We start from the raw sequence: 16,574 nt of genomic DNA on the forward strand, positions 1-16,574 counted from the left end.
GTAATTGCAGATTTTAGGTTTAAAATCTTCTTTCAGCATTCCACTGATTCAACTTTAAGTTCAATATTATGGAAGATAAGGTTTCCAAGGATTCTTTTTGCTTCCCTTTCAGGGGCATACCTTTCTGTTGGGGGGCTACTGCTTCAAGTATTTTTTAGAAATCCCATTGTAGGACCTTATGTTCTTGGAATATCAGCTGGTGCAACGCTTATGGTGGGGCTTGTAATGCTCCTTGGAATTAGCATAGGAGTGATTGGAATTAATCCATTTTATATAAGTTTAGCAGCAGCATTTGGAGCATTTTGTGTTACTACAGTTCTTATATTGTTAAACACCAAGGTAAAAGATATTGTGACCTTACTCGTGATAGGTCTCATGATGGGTTATCTCTGTTATGCTCTTACAAGTATATTTATCACATTTGCAGCAAAGGAGAAGGTTAAGGGATTTGTATTGTGGCAAATGGGAAGCTTTTCTGGTGTTGTGTGGGAGGATTTTCGCATAATTCTTTTCTCAGCTTTTTTTTTAACCATTCTTTTAGGAATTATAAAAAAGCCTTTAAATGCCTTCCTCTTAGGGGAAGAATATGCAAAAACAATGGGAGTTAATATAAAGGTTCTTAGAAATCTTATAGTAATTATTTCGAGCATCCTTGCTGGACTTGTTACTGCATGTGCAGGACCTGTGGCATTTATTGGGATTGCTGTTCCTCATATAGCAAGATTGAGTTTTAAGACCTCTGACAATGGGATATTGATTCCTGCTTCTGCTATCCTTGGTGCAAATCTCACCCTGCTGTGTGATCTTTTAGCAAGAATGCTTCTCTCTCCTATAGAGCTTCCTATAAGTGCTATTACTGCTTTGTTCGGAGCACCTGTAGTCATATTTTTTCTGCTAAAAAAAAGGGCTACGATATGACAAGTGTTTTAAAGACAGAAAATCTTTGTGTTGGATATAGGAAGAAAGAAGTAGTTTGCGGTATTAATCTTGAGATATTTAAAGGAAAGTTTGTATGTATCCTAGGACCAAATGGTTCTGGAAAAACAACAATTTTAAAGACCATAGCAAAAATTATAGAGCCTTTAAATGGAAAAATTTATATAAATGGAATCTTGCTAGAGAGGTTGAGTTCAAAAGAGATTGCAAAAAATCTTTCAGTAGTCCTTACAAAAATGCCTTCTCCTGAACTTCTTAGTGCTTTTGAATTTGTTGCTCTTGGAAGATACCCCTACACAGATATTCTTGGAAGACTGACCGAGGAAGATAAGAAGAAGATAAAAGAGACGCTACAACTTGTAAATGCAGAAGAACTTTCTGGAAGATATTTTGGTGAGTTAAGTGATGGAGAAAAACAAAAGCTTATTATTGCAAGGGCTATAGCTCAAGAACCTAAAATTATCATTTTAGACGAACCTACAATCCATTTAGACCCAAAAAATAAGATAGAAGTACTAAGCATACTTCACAGGGTTTCAAAAAAGAAAAGTATAACAGTTCTTGTATCCCTTCATGATATAGATATGGCATTGAGGATCTCTGATTTCATTATACTTGTAAAGGATGGAAGGATTATAGATTTTGGTCCACCAGAAAAAGTCATAAATCAAGATAGAATCTCTCAGCTTTATGATTTAAAAGATGTTCATTTTAACTGCAAATTATATACATTTGAGATTTTAAAAAACAATATCAGTAAAGATAGCTTTATTATTGCAGGAGCAGGAACAGGAATACCCCTTTATAGGACACTTTTAAGACATGGCATTGGCATTGTAACTGGTATTATTCACGAAAATGATATTGACTTTCATGTAGCAACTTCCATGAAGTTGGAAGTAATCTCCGAGAGAGCATTTCAAAAAATAGATGAAAATACATTAAAAAAAGCCTTTTCCTTTATTGATCATGCAAATACTGTAGTTGATTCAGGATTTCCGGTGGGTACATTTAATAGAGGAAATATAAAGCTTATTCACTACGCCATAAAAAAAGAAAAGCCGGTCTATACATTCAGAAAAAAGGAGGAAATTTATGACCTATACAAGGATTGTAGTAAAAAGGTCATTTACCTGAATGATGTCTATTCCTTTTTAGAAAGATGGTGAAAAGGCAGAGTATGGGACTTACACCCTGCTAAGAACCAAGCAGCCGACAGGGAGATCGCACTTAGGTTAATTTTAAATATTAACAATGACTCTCCTGGCTGTAACAAAATGAAGAGGAGGTTTAAATGAAAGTTTTTAAAAGAGTTGTGATAATATGTATTCTTATTTCTTTTTTGGGTTTACCTAAAATTAGTTTGGGAAACAGCTATTATGTTGCTGAAGAGAAGAGTAAAAAAGAAAAAACAAAAGAGGAATTTAAAAACGTAGAGAAAAAAGAAGGAGTTAAAATGGAAGAAATGGTGGTTACGGCTACCAGGACTGAGGAGAACAAAAATTTACTACCTCAAGTGGTAAATGAAATTTTCAAAAAAGATATTGATTTAACAGCTGGTGATGACTTGACTGATATCCTTAAAAAGAACAGTAGTATAGATGTAATCCAGTATCCAGGAGGGTATTCAGGGACTATAAGTATAAGAGGTGTTAGATCCGATTATTGGGGAACTATTAAACATTGCTTAATATTAATTGATGGTAGACCCATTGGAGCTACACATTTAGCTCCAATAAATAAAGATATAATAAAAAAGATTGAAATAATAAAAGGACCTACCTCTGCACTTTATGGATCAGATGCTATGGGGGGAGTGGTAAATATCATAACCAAAAAATCAACTGGTAAAATTAAACCCGCAATCTTATTAGGAGCTGGTAGCTTTGATTCTTGGACTAGTGGTTTATCATTAGGAGGAAATTTAACCCAAAAAATTGATTTTGATCTAAATTCCGATGTCCATTTCCAAAATGGAAATATGGTTATGGGGAATGGTGAGAAAAGGCCTAACACTTCCTTTAAAAAATACAATAATATTGGCAGAATTGGTTTAAATCTTGGAAATTGGAGGATAGATGTAAAAGGTAATTGGTACGCTGGAAGGGACATTGAATTTCCAGATGATATAGATCGTGATTTACAACAAAAGAAAAGAGATGTCGATCAATATGGTGGTGATTTTACAATTAAGGGACCGCTTGGACATAATAATGAAATAAAAGTGACATCTTATTATTCTCAAGAAGAAAATGATTATAGATATGAATTCAAAGGAATTAATCCTTACAGAGGTTTTTGGAATTTATATACTTGGCGGGGAGTTCAATTTCAAGATATATATCATTTGCATTTTCATACACTTACCTTTGGCTGTGAATATCAAAAAATTACAGAAAAAGGAAAAGCATGGAACTCTGACGGTAGCAGAAAAGGACCTTGGCGTCCAGATAATGAAAGAGAAATTAAAAGTGTATTTGTTGAAGGAATATTTAAGTTTTATAAAAATCGAATAATAGCGACTTTAGGAAGTAGATACGATAGAATAGAATTAACTACCAAAAAAACACCTTATAAAACTGGTTTTACTCCAGGATCTGAAACTTTTGATACTTTAAATCCAAGTTGCGGGCTAAAAGTTTTTGTTACCCCAGAATTTAGTTTCCATTCTACTATTGGAACAGCTTTTGTAACTCCAAAACCAGAAGAGGTAGCTGGAATTTGGGTAAGTCCATGGGGGTCTGTTACAAAGGGTAATCCTGATTTAGACCCAGAAAATAGTGTTACATGGGATGCTGGTATAAGTTATATTAACAAAAAATTAGGACTGGATGGAGATTTAACTTATTTTCATACTAAAATATTTGACAAAATAGAAAAAGTTAAAGTAGCTGAATCTCTTTATTCCTATGAAAACGCTGAAGATGCTAAAATAGAAGGATTGGAAGGGAATTTTTCTTTTGATGTGGGGAAAATTGTTCAGATAAAGAAATCACTTCGTTTTTTTCTCAATTTTACACGACTGTTTAAAGCAAAAGAAAACCTTTCAACGGGACATCAAGATATTCGGAATGTTGCCCATCTAAATTTAAATGGGGGTATTGAATATGGCGATAAATATTTTAATGGTAGGTTAACAGCTCGTTATGTCGGAAAAAGAAAAGATACAGACTGGACGGTTAGGGGAGCACCGGAAGTTGAGAATCCGTCATTTACTGTATTCGATTTAACTCTTAATTTTCATCCATTTAAATATGGTGAATTAAATTTGCAACTACAAAATATATTTGACAAATATTATTGGGAAACTAACCCAAGTTTGTCACTTTTTTTTGTAAGATATTGTAATTATTGAATTCAATCATCTTTTTCTTCACTACAAATTTATCAATTAATTTTTAAAATGCTAGATAAAGGCTTTAAAGGAAGTTCCAGGGCATTATATATCTCCAGTTGAAAAGATTCTAATTCTGTTATTTGTCTCAGATGGATTGTTTTACCTTCCTGGGTTATCATAGTGGTGGTTACTCTAATTATGGTACTTAACTCTCTTCTTATTGTTTCCCATAATTTTGAAATCCCTCTTTGTCTCAATCTCCTTTGAATAACACAAAGCAGATGATAAGCTAATATGGTTAAAAAAATATGACCTGTTATTCGTTTATCTATTCTATGATAGATTGGTCTTAATTTTAGTTCACTCTTTAAGCTCCTGAATGATGCTTCTACATTTGAAAGAAGATTGTAAATCTCCCATAATTCCTTATTACTTAGCTCTGTCCTGGAAGTTCTAAGTTTGTACGCTCCTGAAAATCTTACATGAAGTTTGTCTTTATCTCTTACTCTCCAGCAAATATCCACTGCTTTGCCATTCTCTTCCTTTACTTTAATCTCATAAAATTGCGACACACTGCTGTATTTCTCTTTTATTCTTCCTATCCTCTCCAGTACCTTCGGATAACTTTTGATTCCTACTTTTCTTGTAAGAGATTGCTTGAGCCTTTGTAAATCTTTTTCCAGGCGCAGTTGAATACGATTTTTTATTGCCTCTTCCTTTTTGGCCCTACCGCTACTTTTACAATATAAAAATACCTCTTCAGGCTCTTCTACTCGTATCGCATATACTTTGCCACTATTACTCTCATGAACTATACTTTCTTCACCTGAGGGAAGTTCTTTTACTCGTCGTCTGTCTACACATATATAATCAAGTCCTTTGGCTCTGATTAGTTTTAAATTCTCTTCTGTGGCTATACCTGCATCTATAACTACTGTAAGCTTGCCTGTAAGCGATCTTGGAGAATTTATAAAAAAATCATCTAAAATCTTCTCCAGTGTTGAGGCTTCCGACACATTACCAGGAAAAATCCTGCTGGCCTTGGGAAAACCATCTTCATCAAGTATTATACCTACTGTCACTAATGGCCTATCATTTCGTTTCTCCTTAGATAGACCTCTCTTTGACAATTCTGAGCTTGTAACCTTCCCCTCAAAATATGTATTAGTCAGATCATATAAAATAAGCTGTTCTCCAAGACCAAAAAGTTCTCTTTCTCTTTTTACCACCTTCTCTTCTATAGCTTCTTTATTGGCTATCAGCTTGTCCAGAGTCCTATATAAACTGGATAGCGATACCACTTTTGCATCAATATTCATTACCTCATCAAGCCCACTTAACCGGTGAAACCATTTATGAATTTCCCTCTCACTCCCACAATTTATCAGACTCCCAACTATAAGAACTTTTGCTCTATCTATATCCTTTCTATTAAAACCTATTTCCTTTAAAATTTTTGTAATCATAAGTTTATCATATGCCCAGGCCCCTACAACTTCTGCTCCAACACATCTGACATCTTCGTTTTTTACTGAAGCAACATCAACCATCTTCCAATGAGCCTCATGTTTTGTTTTCTCCTCACTCTTTTGAAGAGCTTTTTTTCTTATTAAACCTGCAAAACGTCTTGCAGGTTTTTCAATTTTTTCAGGGACTTTTAATAACGACAATTGTCCTTTTAATAATTCCTCAATTCTATTAGCAAGAAATTTTAACTCCTCCCTGGACAGATCCAGTTTTCCAAGGTTTAAAATAGTTCTCTGCCTGGGACCATCAGGGGTTCTGTAAGATTCTACTAATTGATGGTAGAAATAAGTTTTTCCAGATTTGGGATCGGTTTTTCTAACTTTGCGGATAAACATAGGTAAGGATTATATCAAATCGGTTTTTCTTTGTCAAGATGCGAAATATTTTTTCTACCACTACATTCAGTTTTTAAAAAATTTAATTCAATAATTCCAACAGATTATAGCATTTTGCATCACAAAATCAACCAAATTTTTTATAAAAATCTTATTATTTTGACAAACTTGGGCTAAGGGTTATCCACTACCTGGACGATCATTTTTAGTGAAATACATACTGACATTTTAATGTAATAGAGAAGTTGATTTCTATCAATGTCTCTAATGGAACTAAAAATACCAATATTAAAAATCATGTAGAAATTCTAAAATCTAAAAGTTTTAAGTCTTAGTGACTTAGTAAAATTATTTGAACAACGGTATAAAAGATATGTTTTCACCAAAAAAAAAATATATTCCGTTATTTATTTATTTGTCATTTATTTTTCTTTGTTTCCTTCTCAAATGAAGGTAAATGTATCTGCGAGATTAAAAGAAAGTTTTCTGTACAATATGCTACACATTTTAAAGTGAAATACTTACAAAATGGATGCAAGTTAGTTATAGATGGAGCTGGGAGAAAATTATTACTTGTCCATTCTACAGATAAAGTAACAATTAAGAATGTGTTGATTGATGAAATTATAAAAATACCTGTTAGACGAGTCATTACTCGGTGGAGTACCATACCTTCATTTCTTAGATCGCTCGAGGTTGGGGATACAATAGTAGGAGTTGTAACTAGAAAGGAAGAACCTTGTAGTGAATATCTTAAATCTCGTCTCACCAGCAGAAATATTGAAATCGTGGGGGGACCTGGAAGTCTCGATTATGAAAAGCTTGTTGTTTTAAGTCCTGATATTTTTTTTGTAAGCAAATGGCAGAGTAAAAAGATTTCTAAAAAACTTAATCAACTAAATATTCCCTATGCAGTGATTTCTGAATACTTAGAAGATAATCCCTTAGGAAGGGCGGAGTGGATAAAATTTTTTGCAAGCTTTTATGATAAAGAAGAAATAGCTGGAAATTTTTTTTCGGGAGTGGTAAAGCGAGTCAAAGAAATTTCATCTCGTTTCAAGAGCAAGAAATTAAAACCAAAAGTATTGTGGTGCATTGTTAGACAAGATAAGACTATATACGCTCCACTCGGAGATAGCTATGTGGCTAGAATGATTTCCATGGCAGGCGGAGAGTATGTGGTTAAGGAATTAAAAAAAATAAATAACGCTCCTATAAGCTGGGAACGGTTTTATTTGTGGGGTAAAGAGGCCGATATTTTCATATATGCAGTCCCACTGCCACAATACGGGATAAGTTCAATAAAAAAGTTAGTGGCTCTACATCCTATGCTTCGTGATTTTAAGTCTATCAAAAAACGAAATGTATGGTATTTGCACTCACTCTATTGGGAATCTGCCGATAAGATAGATGGTATTATAGAGGATCTTGCTGCAGTTTTTTATCCTGTATTATTTCCAAACCATAAGTTTAAGTATTTTTTTAAATTATCTGATATTCAATAAAGAGGGAAATTAAATGGAATATGCAAATTAATAACAGGGAAGTGAAAAGGCTGGTGACTAAAAATAGGTATTGGGTCTTATTGTTGGTAATGATATAAGACTCTAGGGTTGAGTAGAGACAAGAAGGAGTTAATAACTATATGGCAAGAAGTCTAATGTATCGACATGACAGTAGATGTTCTCATAGTGGGTTCAAGTGGTGTATTAAATATGAAAAAGTTAATTGAAAACAAAGTTATATAAATTAAAGATTATTTTCATCGTTTTGTTCATGAGTCTAAAAGTCCTGTTATCCAGTAAAAAAGAAGTTATTCGATGTATGGAGAAGGTATGAGTTTATGACTAATTAGTATGGCCTGAGAATTAGCCACGTAACGGTATTTAAAATGGATAAAAAAGCTATGGCTAGGGGTTGACACATAGGTAGACATATTATAAAAGGCCTGTTACTCAGGCGCCGTAAGGCTTAATAGGGAATCCGGTGAAAATCCGGAGCCGGCCCGCGGCTGTGATAAGGGGACGAAAGCCACATCAAGCCACTGGGAGCAGGGATGCTCCTGGGAAGGCGTGGTGATTAGGATGATCCTTAGAGTCAGAAGACCTGCCTGAGTAACATAGGCATTAGCTTTGGCGGATGCCCAAAGCTATAAGCTGAGGTCCTTTGGGATAAAACGGGAGTCCCTGGACTGCTGTGTGCGGTTCAGGGACTCTTTTTTTGTGGTGTTCTCTACTTTAGATTTTTGCTTAGGTCAAAGCACTTGTAAGTTAAAGAAGGACTTATATAGAAAATAATATATCACCTCTTAAATTTCACTGAGGAGGAAAGTTTGTGAAAAGAGATCTATCTTTTTTGTTTTTCATTGTATCCCTAATTCTTTCTGCCCGTCCTCCTCCTGTTTTAATTTCACCAACTAATTGAAAATACTCCAGGGTGGAAGACCTGCCATAGTCCCTTCCACCCTGCCGTCAGCCATGACCACATCCGAAAAAAAGGTCCAGCAAGACTGACATCTTTAAACTATCACTGGACCTCCTGGATGTAAAGAGTCAAGGGCGTAATATTTGGCTTATAGGTAGTAAGTAAGAATAAGGAGGTTCAAAATGAGAAAGTTCTTTTGGATGGTGAAAATGCTTTTTACTGTAGTTTTCTTCATGGTTTTATCTGATGCCAGTTTGGCAAGTGACTATAGTTTAAATAAAGAGGTAAATGAGGAAAAAGTAAGTTTGAACAATATGGTTGTTAAAGGGAGAAAAATTGAAGAACGACTTTCCGCAGAACTTGGCGAGTTTGGTCATCCTGTGGTAATTATAACCGGCAAAGAGATAGAAGAAGCGGGTTTCGTGGATCTTAATATGGCCCTGAGATCTATGGTTCCAGGATTATATTCAGAGACAAGGTCCGGACGTGGAGGTTACAATAGGACAAGCATTCACGGAAGCCATAATATCTTATGGCTCCTGGATGGTGTCAGAATCAACAACCGCCTCTATGGTGGGGGGTGGTCATATACTATTAGTGTGCATAATATTGAGCGCATAGAGATTCTTAAAGGCGGTGAAAGTCTCTTTTACGGGACCGGAGCAAGGGCGGGAGTTATTAACATTATCACCAAGGGAATTACCAAGAAAGCAACGGGTCAATTCGGTGTGTCATATGGTAACAATGACTACCGTGAGGTTTACGGTCATGTAACGGATACCGTTAAGGGGCATGGTTTGATGGCCTTTGGAAGTTACGAGGGGTATGACGGTTATCATGTCCTCGACAAAGAAGCTTATATAAAAGCTGGCAATACCGAGAAAAGAAAGCCGATTGGATTTGATCGCTCTACTATAGGATTGAAATACCGCAAAGAATTTGACGTGGCCGGTAAGGGCGTTTTGAACTCCCAGCTTAGAAAGCAGCAAGGATATTTTGATTATCCCTATCCACACTACAGAGTAGGGCACACGTTCAATGATTGGGAGGAGACAATAGGCATACTGAAGTGGGATCACGATATAAATGATAACTTCTCCTATTATCTCAAGTCTCATTTTCATATATGGGAGGCGGATTGCACCTTCATGAATCTGGACGGTTCCTATAGATATGACGCTGCCCTATGGAAATACGAAGATTATGGTGTAAATCTCATGACCAGTATCCGCTGGGGAAATGGTCAGGAAATACTTTCCGGAATTGACTATCAGAATTACTGGGGAATAGACCAAGTAGTGCGAATCTATAGTTCTGAGAGGACAGAGGTTTACGGTTTTTTCGCTAATTACCGTCCTCATCTTTCATTCTCTCCGGACACCAAGCTGGCCATCGGAGTCCGGTATAATACGACAAATGAGGGCACGGATTGCACTGTTTGGGATGTGAGTATCTTACAACCAATAGCATACCAAATCTATTTACGAGGGGTGGTCGGAAAGTCTTTTACTGTTCCTACTTCGCTGCAGCTCTATGGTAATGACCCAAGCAGGGGGCGTTATGGCAATCCGGATCTTAAGCCTGAGAATAGTCTGAACGCGGAAATCGGCATAGGAGGCAACTGGCGCTATTTTCACTGCGATGTCGGTTATTTCTACCATGGTATTGAGGATATGATCAAGCGTATTACACTTGCTAATGGTGATAGAACCTACAAGAACGTGGGGGGGAAGACCAAAATTGATGGTTTTGAGGTTTCAGCGGGTGTTGGTCCGTTCCGTGGATTGTCATTTAGTGCAAGTGCAACCTGGACTGACGCTGAAGACAAAGATAGTGGTAAACAAGTGGAAAGAATTCCAAAATTCTACGCCAGTGCCAATGTGCGATATCGGTACCCTTCAGGTTGGTTCGGCGCTGATTTGATGACCAGATACACGGGGGATGTTTATGAACGGGGCTTGGCCCACTTTAATGATGTTAACTACGGTGATGTCTTTATCGTTGATGCATCCGCTTTTGTGATGTTTGGCAGGGAAAAACGGCACAGACTGACCCTCCGTGTGGAGAATGTATTCGATAAGAAGTACGCCAGTCGTTATAACGTGGCAAAAGATCCCAATGGGAACTATTTTCTTTACCACCAAAATGGTCTTCCATGGAGTATAGTCATTGGATACACATATACTTTTTAATGTAATTTACTCCCGCAGTGTCCCAGGAATTTCGGGGTTACGAAAGCCTGATGTTTGAAGTGAAGTAACAAGAGAGGTAAAACACGCGTATGCATTCGAATCCCCGCCACCTAAAGACAAAAACACATATGCCAATAAATCTATATTGGTGGCGGGGACATTCATTTGAAACAAAGGGAAAAATAAGAGATGTTGGAAATAATGAGATAGTAGGACCTCTTAGTCACACTAACTTGTATAATTTATGAGATGTTATAGATGAAGATAAAAATTTGTTTAATCCTAGTAGGGTATATTTTCTTATTGTTTTTTAAGTGTCCATTTGAAGTTTTTCTCAATATGGCAAATGCATTTGCTTCACCTATGGCAGAAACTTATTTGCTTTGGTGGGAAGTTGCTCCAACTATAAAAAGTGAGAACGCTCCTTCTGACTGGAGGGATATTCGCAGGAAACGGCTCGAAGATCAAATTAACAGAGGCAGGACCAAGTTGTTATTTCTTTGCTATGGACAGAACTTCTCTGAAAATAAACCACAGCAGCATTATCAAAATGGATTGGAGGAGAAGATAAAAAAATCTTTGGATAAAGCAGTCATTTGGGTGAAGGATCCTAATGGCCGTATCTCGCCAATTCCCTTTAATCACGTAAAAAATGAGCTGAGCATAAATATTCCAAAAGACGTGGAATTGAATGGGCTTTACTTGGTAGGTGCTCGTCTTGATATTGGCCAAATAGACGTCGACCATGACGGCAAGAGTGAAAAAGTTTATCTTTCCGCCAAATGCATTATTCCTCATTACAAAACAGGGGGTAGTCAAGGGAATAAACGCAGCATCTTTTTTAATGATCCAGTTCGATTTCCTTTGGAAATAGGATGCTCAAATTTTTGGTTTAGACGTGGTTATCAAAAGGCTTACAATGAATATGAAATGAAAGTTTTATATAGGGGTAAGCCGCTGGCAAATGCCGAAGTAGTTATTTTATCTAGAAGTGGATGGAAAAAAATTACTTATACAGATGCAAATGGAAAATTTCTAATTACACCTTTTGGTGAGATGGTAAATGACGGTCAAGGGGTCTATCTTTATGTTATATGCCATCAAGATGTATTTAAAGAGGAATACCATTGTGCAACCCTAACAATGAATGTTTATACTTCTCCTGAATGGTGCAGTAAGTCTAATGGTTTTATGCTCTGGACGATTGTTGGAGCAACCTTGGTGGTATCTATCGTTGTGAGTGGTATTTATTGGAAGGAAAAACATAATAAGGAGATCATGGAAAAATTTGATAACTTTAAGGTTAAAAAGGTTTAGAAGATGAAGATTTCTTGGTTAAGGTGGATAATTCAGACTACATCCTTTTTAGTTCTTATCTTTGGTGGGCTAAAAGGCCTTTACTTTGGGCGATTTCTTCCTGTTCTTTCCTGCGGATATGTAGGAACCCATCTAAGAAGTGGCGAGTGTGTTTTACCGGCCTTTCAATCAGCTATTTCTTATTGTTCATGGGAATCCCTTAAATATTTAGGAGAAATGCTGTTGTATTTTTCCCTACTGGTCATCCTTATTGGTCGAACATGGTGTGGATGGATCTGTCCTATAGGATTCCTTCAGGATCTTTTAAATTTTCTTCGAAAGAAACTTCAACTTAGTTATTTTACTTTCCCTCCACCACTTAAAAAAAAGTTAAACTGTATTAGGTGGATCTTTCTATTTATTGCCCTTTTGCTGCCCCTATGGGCAGCGTTTCCAGTTTTGGCTCCTTCTGTGGCAGTGGAGTTTGATTGCCCCTATTGCCAGTTGTGTCCAGGAAAATATATTCTTCCTTTGATTACTGGTGATTTTTCCAAAATAGCAGTAGATTACAACAATGCCACCACAATGACTTTGACCATTCTAGGGCTCATAATCTCTGTTTTTGTGATTATCGGGGCATTCATGAAGAGACGTTTTTGGTGTGCTTACTGTCCTATGGGTCTGCTACTTTCATTTTACAGGAAAATCAGCTTTATTAAACTTAAAAAAAATTGTTTGAAATGTAGCAAGTGCGAAATATGCTATCATGTCTGTCCCCTTGAGATACATCAGGTTTATGAAGAATGTGAGAGAGAGGATGTAACTTATGGTGAATGCATTCTTTGTCTTAAATGTGTGGAACATTGTCCTGAGGAGGATGCTTTACGGGCCACCTTCTTAGGCAAAACAATTTATAGGTCTAAAGACTTATGATAAGAAAGAAAATTAAAAAATATAACCTGCCAAGGGAGCGATTTGTTCGCGATCTTACCGATTCTGCGGAAACTGTTCTTTCAGAAATTGCAGAAAGACCTAATTTACCCAAAGGTATGGGCTATTTTATCGATTTAATGAGAAATGTGTTCGTAAAACAACCCATGTCTTCTACCTCATCTTTATCTTTTATTTGTGGAGGTGAAAACAAAAAGATAATTGGAACATATTGCCTTATGGTTCCTGAGGAGTTGATTTATGCAGCCGGAGCAATTCCTGTTAGACTTTGTGGTGGAAGCTATGTGGCAGCCACTATTGGCGAAGATTTTGTACCTCGGGATGCCTGTCCGGTTGTGAAGGCTTCAATTGGATTCACTGCCAGTAATCTTTTATCTTTTTATCAAGTTTGCACTCCAGTTATAGTTCCCACCACCTGCGATTCTAAGAGGAAGATGGCAGAAGAACTATCAAAATTTACTGAAGTCTGGATACTAGATGTTTCTCATCTCAAAGAAGGAGAAGGAGCGAGGAAACGATGGTTTCAACAGATAGAAGCAATGAAAAAGGACTTAGAGAAATTGAACAACAAAAGAATCCAACCCAAAAATCTGCAAGAATCTATTCATACAATTGCCATGGCTCAATTGGAAGCTCAAAGGCTATTTAAAATTAGAAAATTAGACTTTCCAGTTATCCTGGGACGCGAGGCTATGCTTGTCCTGAATGCTTATAGTTATGACACTGCTTATGAATGGACAAAAGCATTGGCTCAATTGAACAATGAATTAGAGTTACTCTATCATGAAAGAAGAATTGTTGTTGGCCATAACGCTCCTCGTGTCTTACTTGCTGGCTGTCCTTTTATTTTTCCCAACTGGAAAATTCCTTCCCTGGTTGAGGAAATGGGTGCTGTTATAGTAGTGGAAGAATCGTGCATGGGCAGTAGATATCTTTGTAATCCTATATCAATTGCTGAAAAAACAATGCGACATATGATGGCCGTGATTACAGCTAGATACCTTATGCCATGCATTTGCCCATCCTTTTCGCCAAATGAGGATAGGCTTGTGAAGTTGCTTCAACTAGTTAAGGAATTTAAAGTAGATGGTATTATTTACCATGTTCTCAAAGGTTGTATTCTTTATGATTTTGAGTTTTTTCGTGTGGAAAAAACAATGAAAGAAAAAGGTATACCCATATTGCGGTTGGAAACAGATTACAGTTTTGAAGATGTTGAACAAATCAGAACTCGTGTAGAGGCTTTTATAGAGATGCTTGAAAGAAGAAAATTAAAAAAATAGGAGGATGGCTATATGAAATTATATGCAGGTGTTGATGCAGGCTCAACTTTTACCAAAGTTGTTGTTATAGATAATAACGGCATAGTGATTGGACATAAAATTCAGCCCACTGGAATTGATTGTTCTAATACGGCCAGAGAACTATTTGATAATTTATGCAGAGAATTGGGGATTTCACAGTCAAATATTTTCGTAACATCAACTGGTTATGGACGAAGAATGATTGATTTTGCAGATCATAATGTTACTGAGATAAAGGCTCATGCAGTAGGTGGGAGTCGAAAGTTATTAGAAGGAAAAAAAATCAGAACTTTAATCGATATAGGGGGCCAAGACAGCAAGGTAATTCTCATTGATCAAGAAGGAGAAGTCATAAATTTTTCCATGAATGATAAATGTGCAGCAGGCACAGGCCGTTTTCTCGAAGTTATTGCGCGTGTTCTTCAGGTAGAAGTGAAGGACCTTGGAGAATTGTCGTCTCAAGCAAAGAACCCTTGTCAAATAAATAGCCAATGTGCGGTATTTGCGGAATCCGAGGTTATATCGCTCCTTGCTAGGAAGAAAAAACCCTCTGATATTATTGCAGGAATCCATAGATCATTGGCAAGACGAATTTCCTCTATGGCAAGAAAGACAGGCGTAGAACCTGAAGTACTTTTAACCGGTGGAGGAGCCTTGAACCCTGCTCTTGTTGCTGCAATTGAAGAAGAGTTAATGATGGATGTCCATGTTGAAGGAAATCCCCAGCTTAATGGCGCAATTGGGGCAGCTCTAATAGGAAAAAGTTTAAATTCAGATGATTCTAAATAATATCACCGTACAATTTACTACAGCTTGTTTTACAGCTCTGTTCCTTGGAATTTCTGCTGGCATAACTCATTGTTACGTCTATTGTGCTCCAGTTATCAGTACTTATATTATGGGTATAGGGAAAAATGCCATTGAAGGTCTGAAATCTTATATTGTTTTTTCAGCCGGGAAAATTTTTATGTGTTCAATAATTGGTTTTTGTGCTGGTTATATGGAACAAACATTCATTGGGAGAGAAAATAATTTCTATTTTGGTTCAGTTATTTTTGGAATCACGTTGATCCTGATAGGTTTTTTAATGCTTATACGCCCTGTTTGTGTATGCAAAAAGTCTGGAAATAAAAAAAGTTGGTTTATCTCTTTTTTAAGATATTTTGCTTTTAAACCTGCCACCCAGCTGTTTGTGGGAGGAATTGCCTCTGCAATAGTTCCATGTCCTCCCATGGGAGCCATACTCCTTTATAGTTTGAAGATGTCTTCAACAGTCTCATGCGGCATCATGATGGCACTATTTAGTTTAGGCACTACGATTTCTCCATTGGTTATTATTTCTATTGCAGCAGGCTTTTTTTCTGGGAAGCTCAAGACTGAGGTACCGGAATACAGGATGATATTCCAGAGAATATCCGCTTTGATATTAATATTGCTTGGTGTATTATATTGTTATTAAGGTGTTCCTTCTTTTTCGCTTCAGCCCTTGACAATCTTTTTCTGATCTGGTGTTCAGATGATCCTGGCTTTGGGGTTACACTATATTGTAGGTGCGTTTCTTTTGGCTGGGGCCGATACCATTGTATAGTGCCCTTTTTTCAGCAAGTGGTGGCATACTATCTGCGGTCTTTTCTATTGTTTTGGAAAATTAGTAACTATAGTTATCCCTATAACTTTATATAATGTCTATCATATTGTTTTTCTTAAAAAAATTTTTTTTGTCTATAATTTTTTTATATAACTTCCCTCTTTCTCGCTCTTAATCTTACTTTTATCTGTTTTGGAATTCCAAGGCATAATGTCTCAATTATATCGAATTCTGCAGGATACTATAATTGAAATAAATTTGAAAAAGCATACAACACTTCTCTTTTTATCAAAAAAATTTATGGACAAAAAGTATATTCAAAATCCACATGATGCATTTGTTAAGGAAGTGTTTTCTCATAAAGAGCAGGCTAAAGATTTTTTAAAAAATTATCTACCACTATCGTCAAAGGTAAAATAAATTCCCTAGAAAAATGCCCTTAAAATTCCCCACCTGATATGATATTCACCTCTGGAAATTTTTTTGTCTGGAGGTGAAATAAATATGAAGGGGTAGCTTTGTATTACACTGTAAAAACAAAGCTTGAGCACGGCAAGAGTATTTCAGCAATAGCAAGAGATCTTGGCATTGACCAAAAGACTGTCCGCAAAATACGAGCAACTGTAGACCTGCGAGGTAAATAGAATCTTCACAGATAGAGGTAAGCTTTTTTTCTAGTTCAAA

Annotated in this window: 13 protein-coding genes and 1 riboswitch; of the genes, 12 read left to right on the top strand and 1 reads right to left on the bottom strand. The window is 36.4% G+C overall.

Features of this window, described 5'->3' with window-relative positions:
- Positions 1-24: 24 nt before the first annotated feature.
- The 3 genes from ACYQ1E_RS10465 to ACYQ1E_RS10475 all read left to right on the top strand — a co-directional run bounded on the left by ACYQ1E_RS10465 (position 25) and on the right by ACYQ1E_RS10475 (position 4,291).
- Complete coding sequence (locus ACYQ1E_RS10465) at positions 25-918, top strand: FecCD family ABC transporter permease (RefSeq protein WP_459879354.1); 894 nt, start codon at positions 25-27, stop codon at positions 916-918.
- A complete protein-coding gene (locus ACYQ1E_RS10470) occupies positions 915-2,105 on the top strand; it encodes an ABC transporter ATP-binding protein (protein WP_459879001.1) in 1,191 nt (396 codons plus the stop codon). The genes ACYQ1E_RS10465 and ACYQ1E_RS10470 overlap by 4 nt, the downstream gene beginning before the upstream one ends.
- 125 nt (positions 2,106-2,230) lie before the next feature.
- Positions 2,231-4,291, top strand: coding sequence for a TonB-dependent receptor plug domain-containing protein (locus ACYQ1E_RS10475; protein ID WP_459879003.1), 2,061 nt, complete (start codon positions 2,231-2,233; stop codon positions 4,289-4,291).
- Positions 4,292-4,323: 32 nt separating this feature from the next.
- On the opposite strand, the gene ACYQ1E_RS10480 is transcribed toward ACYQ1E_RS10475, so the two are convergent.
- Positions 4,324-6,135, bottom strand: a complete 1,812-nt coding sequence (locus ACYQ1E_RS10480; RefSeq protein WP_459874731.1) for an IS1634 family transposase — start codon at positions 6,133-6,135, stop codon at positions 4,324-4,326.
- Positions 6,136-6,647: 512 nt separating this feature from the next.
- Between ACYQ1E_RS10480 and ACYQ1E_RS10485 the strand changes: the two genes are divergently transcribed.
- From ACYQ1E_RS10485 to ACYQ1E_RS10525, 9 genes are all read left to right on the top strand, one after another.
- Positions 6,648-7,640, top strand: coding sequence for an ABC transporter substrate-binding protein (locus ACYQ1E_RS10485; protein WP_459879005.1), 993 nt, complete (start codon positions 6,648-6,650; stop codon positions 7,638-7,640).
- Positions 7,641-8,075: 435 nt separating this feature from the next.
- A riboswitch (cobalamin riboswitch) is annotated at positions 8,076-8,263 on the top strand.
- A 478-nt stretch (positions 8,264-8,741) separates the two neighbouring features.
- Complete coding sequence (locus tag ACYQ1E_RS10490) at positions 8,742-10,751, top strand: TonB-dependent receptor plug domain-containing protein (protein WP_459879007.1); 2,010 nt, start codon at positions 8,742-8,744, stop codon at positions 10,749-10,751.
- Positions 10,752-11,009: 258 nt separating this feature from the next.
- On the top strand, positions 11,010-12,068 hold the full coding sequence (locus ACYQ1E_RS10495; protein ID WP_459879009.1) for a hypothetical protein: 1,059 nt from the start codon (positions 11,010-11,012) through the stop codon (positions 12,066-12,068).
- 3 nt (positions 12,069-12,071) lie between these two features.
- On the top strand, positions 12,072-12,980 hold the full coding sequence (locus ACYQ1E_RS10500; RefSeq protein ID WP_459879011.1) for a 4Fe-4S binding protein: 909 nt from the start codon (positions 12,072-12,074) through the stop codon (positions 12,978-12,980).
- Positions 12,977-14,281, top strand: a complete 1,305-nt coding sequence (locus ACYQ1E_RS10505) for a double-cubane-cluster-containing anaerobic reductase (RefSeq protein WP_459879013.1) — start codon at positions 12,977-12,979, stop codon at positions 14,279-14,281. The genes ACYQ1E_RS10500 and ACYQ1E_RS10505 overlap by 4 nt, the downstream gene beginning before the upstream one ends.
- A 12-nt stretch (positions 14,282-14,293) precedes the next feature.
- Positions 14,294-15,091 carry an acyl-CoA dehydratase activase gene (locus ACYQ1E_RS10510; RefSeq protein ID WP_459879015.1) on the top strand — a complete coding sequence of 266 codons (798 nt, stop codon included), beginning with the start codon at positions 14,294-14,296 and terminating at the stop codon, positions 15,089-15,091.
- Positions 15,078-15,761, top strand: coding sequence for an urease accessory protein UreH domain-containing protein (locus tag ACYQ1E_RS10515; protein ID WP_459879017.1), 684 nt, complete (start codon positions 15,078-15,080; stop codon positions 15,759-15,761). The genes ACYQ1E_RS10510 and ACYQ1E_RS10515 overlap by 14 nt, the downstream gene beginning before the upstream one ends.
- 339 nt (positions 15,762-16,100) lie before the next feature.
- Positions 16,101-16,310: an Rpn family recombination-promoting nuclease/putative transposase gene (locus ACYQ1E_RS10520; protein WP_459879019.1), complete on the top strand. Its 210-nt coding sequence runs from the start codon at positions 16,101-16,103 to the stop codon at positions 16,308-16,310.
- 98 nt (positions 16,311-16,408) lie between these two features.
- Entirely contained in the window at positions 16,409-16,534 is a 126-nt protein-coding gene (locus tag ACYQ1E_RS10525; RefSeq protein WP_459879021.1) for a hypothetical protein, read from the top strand.
- The last annotated feature ends 40 nt before the right edge of the window (positions 16,535-16,574 follow it).

This window comes from Desulfothermus naphthae (assembly GCF_054657475.1).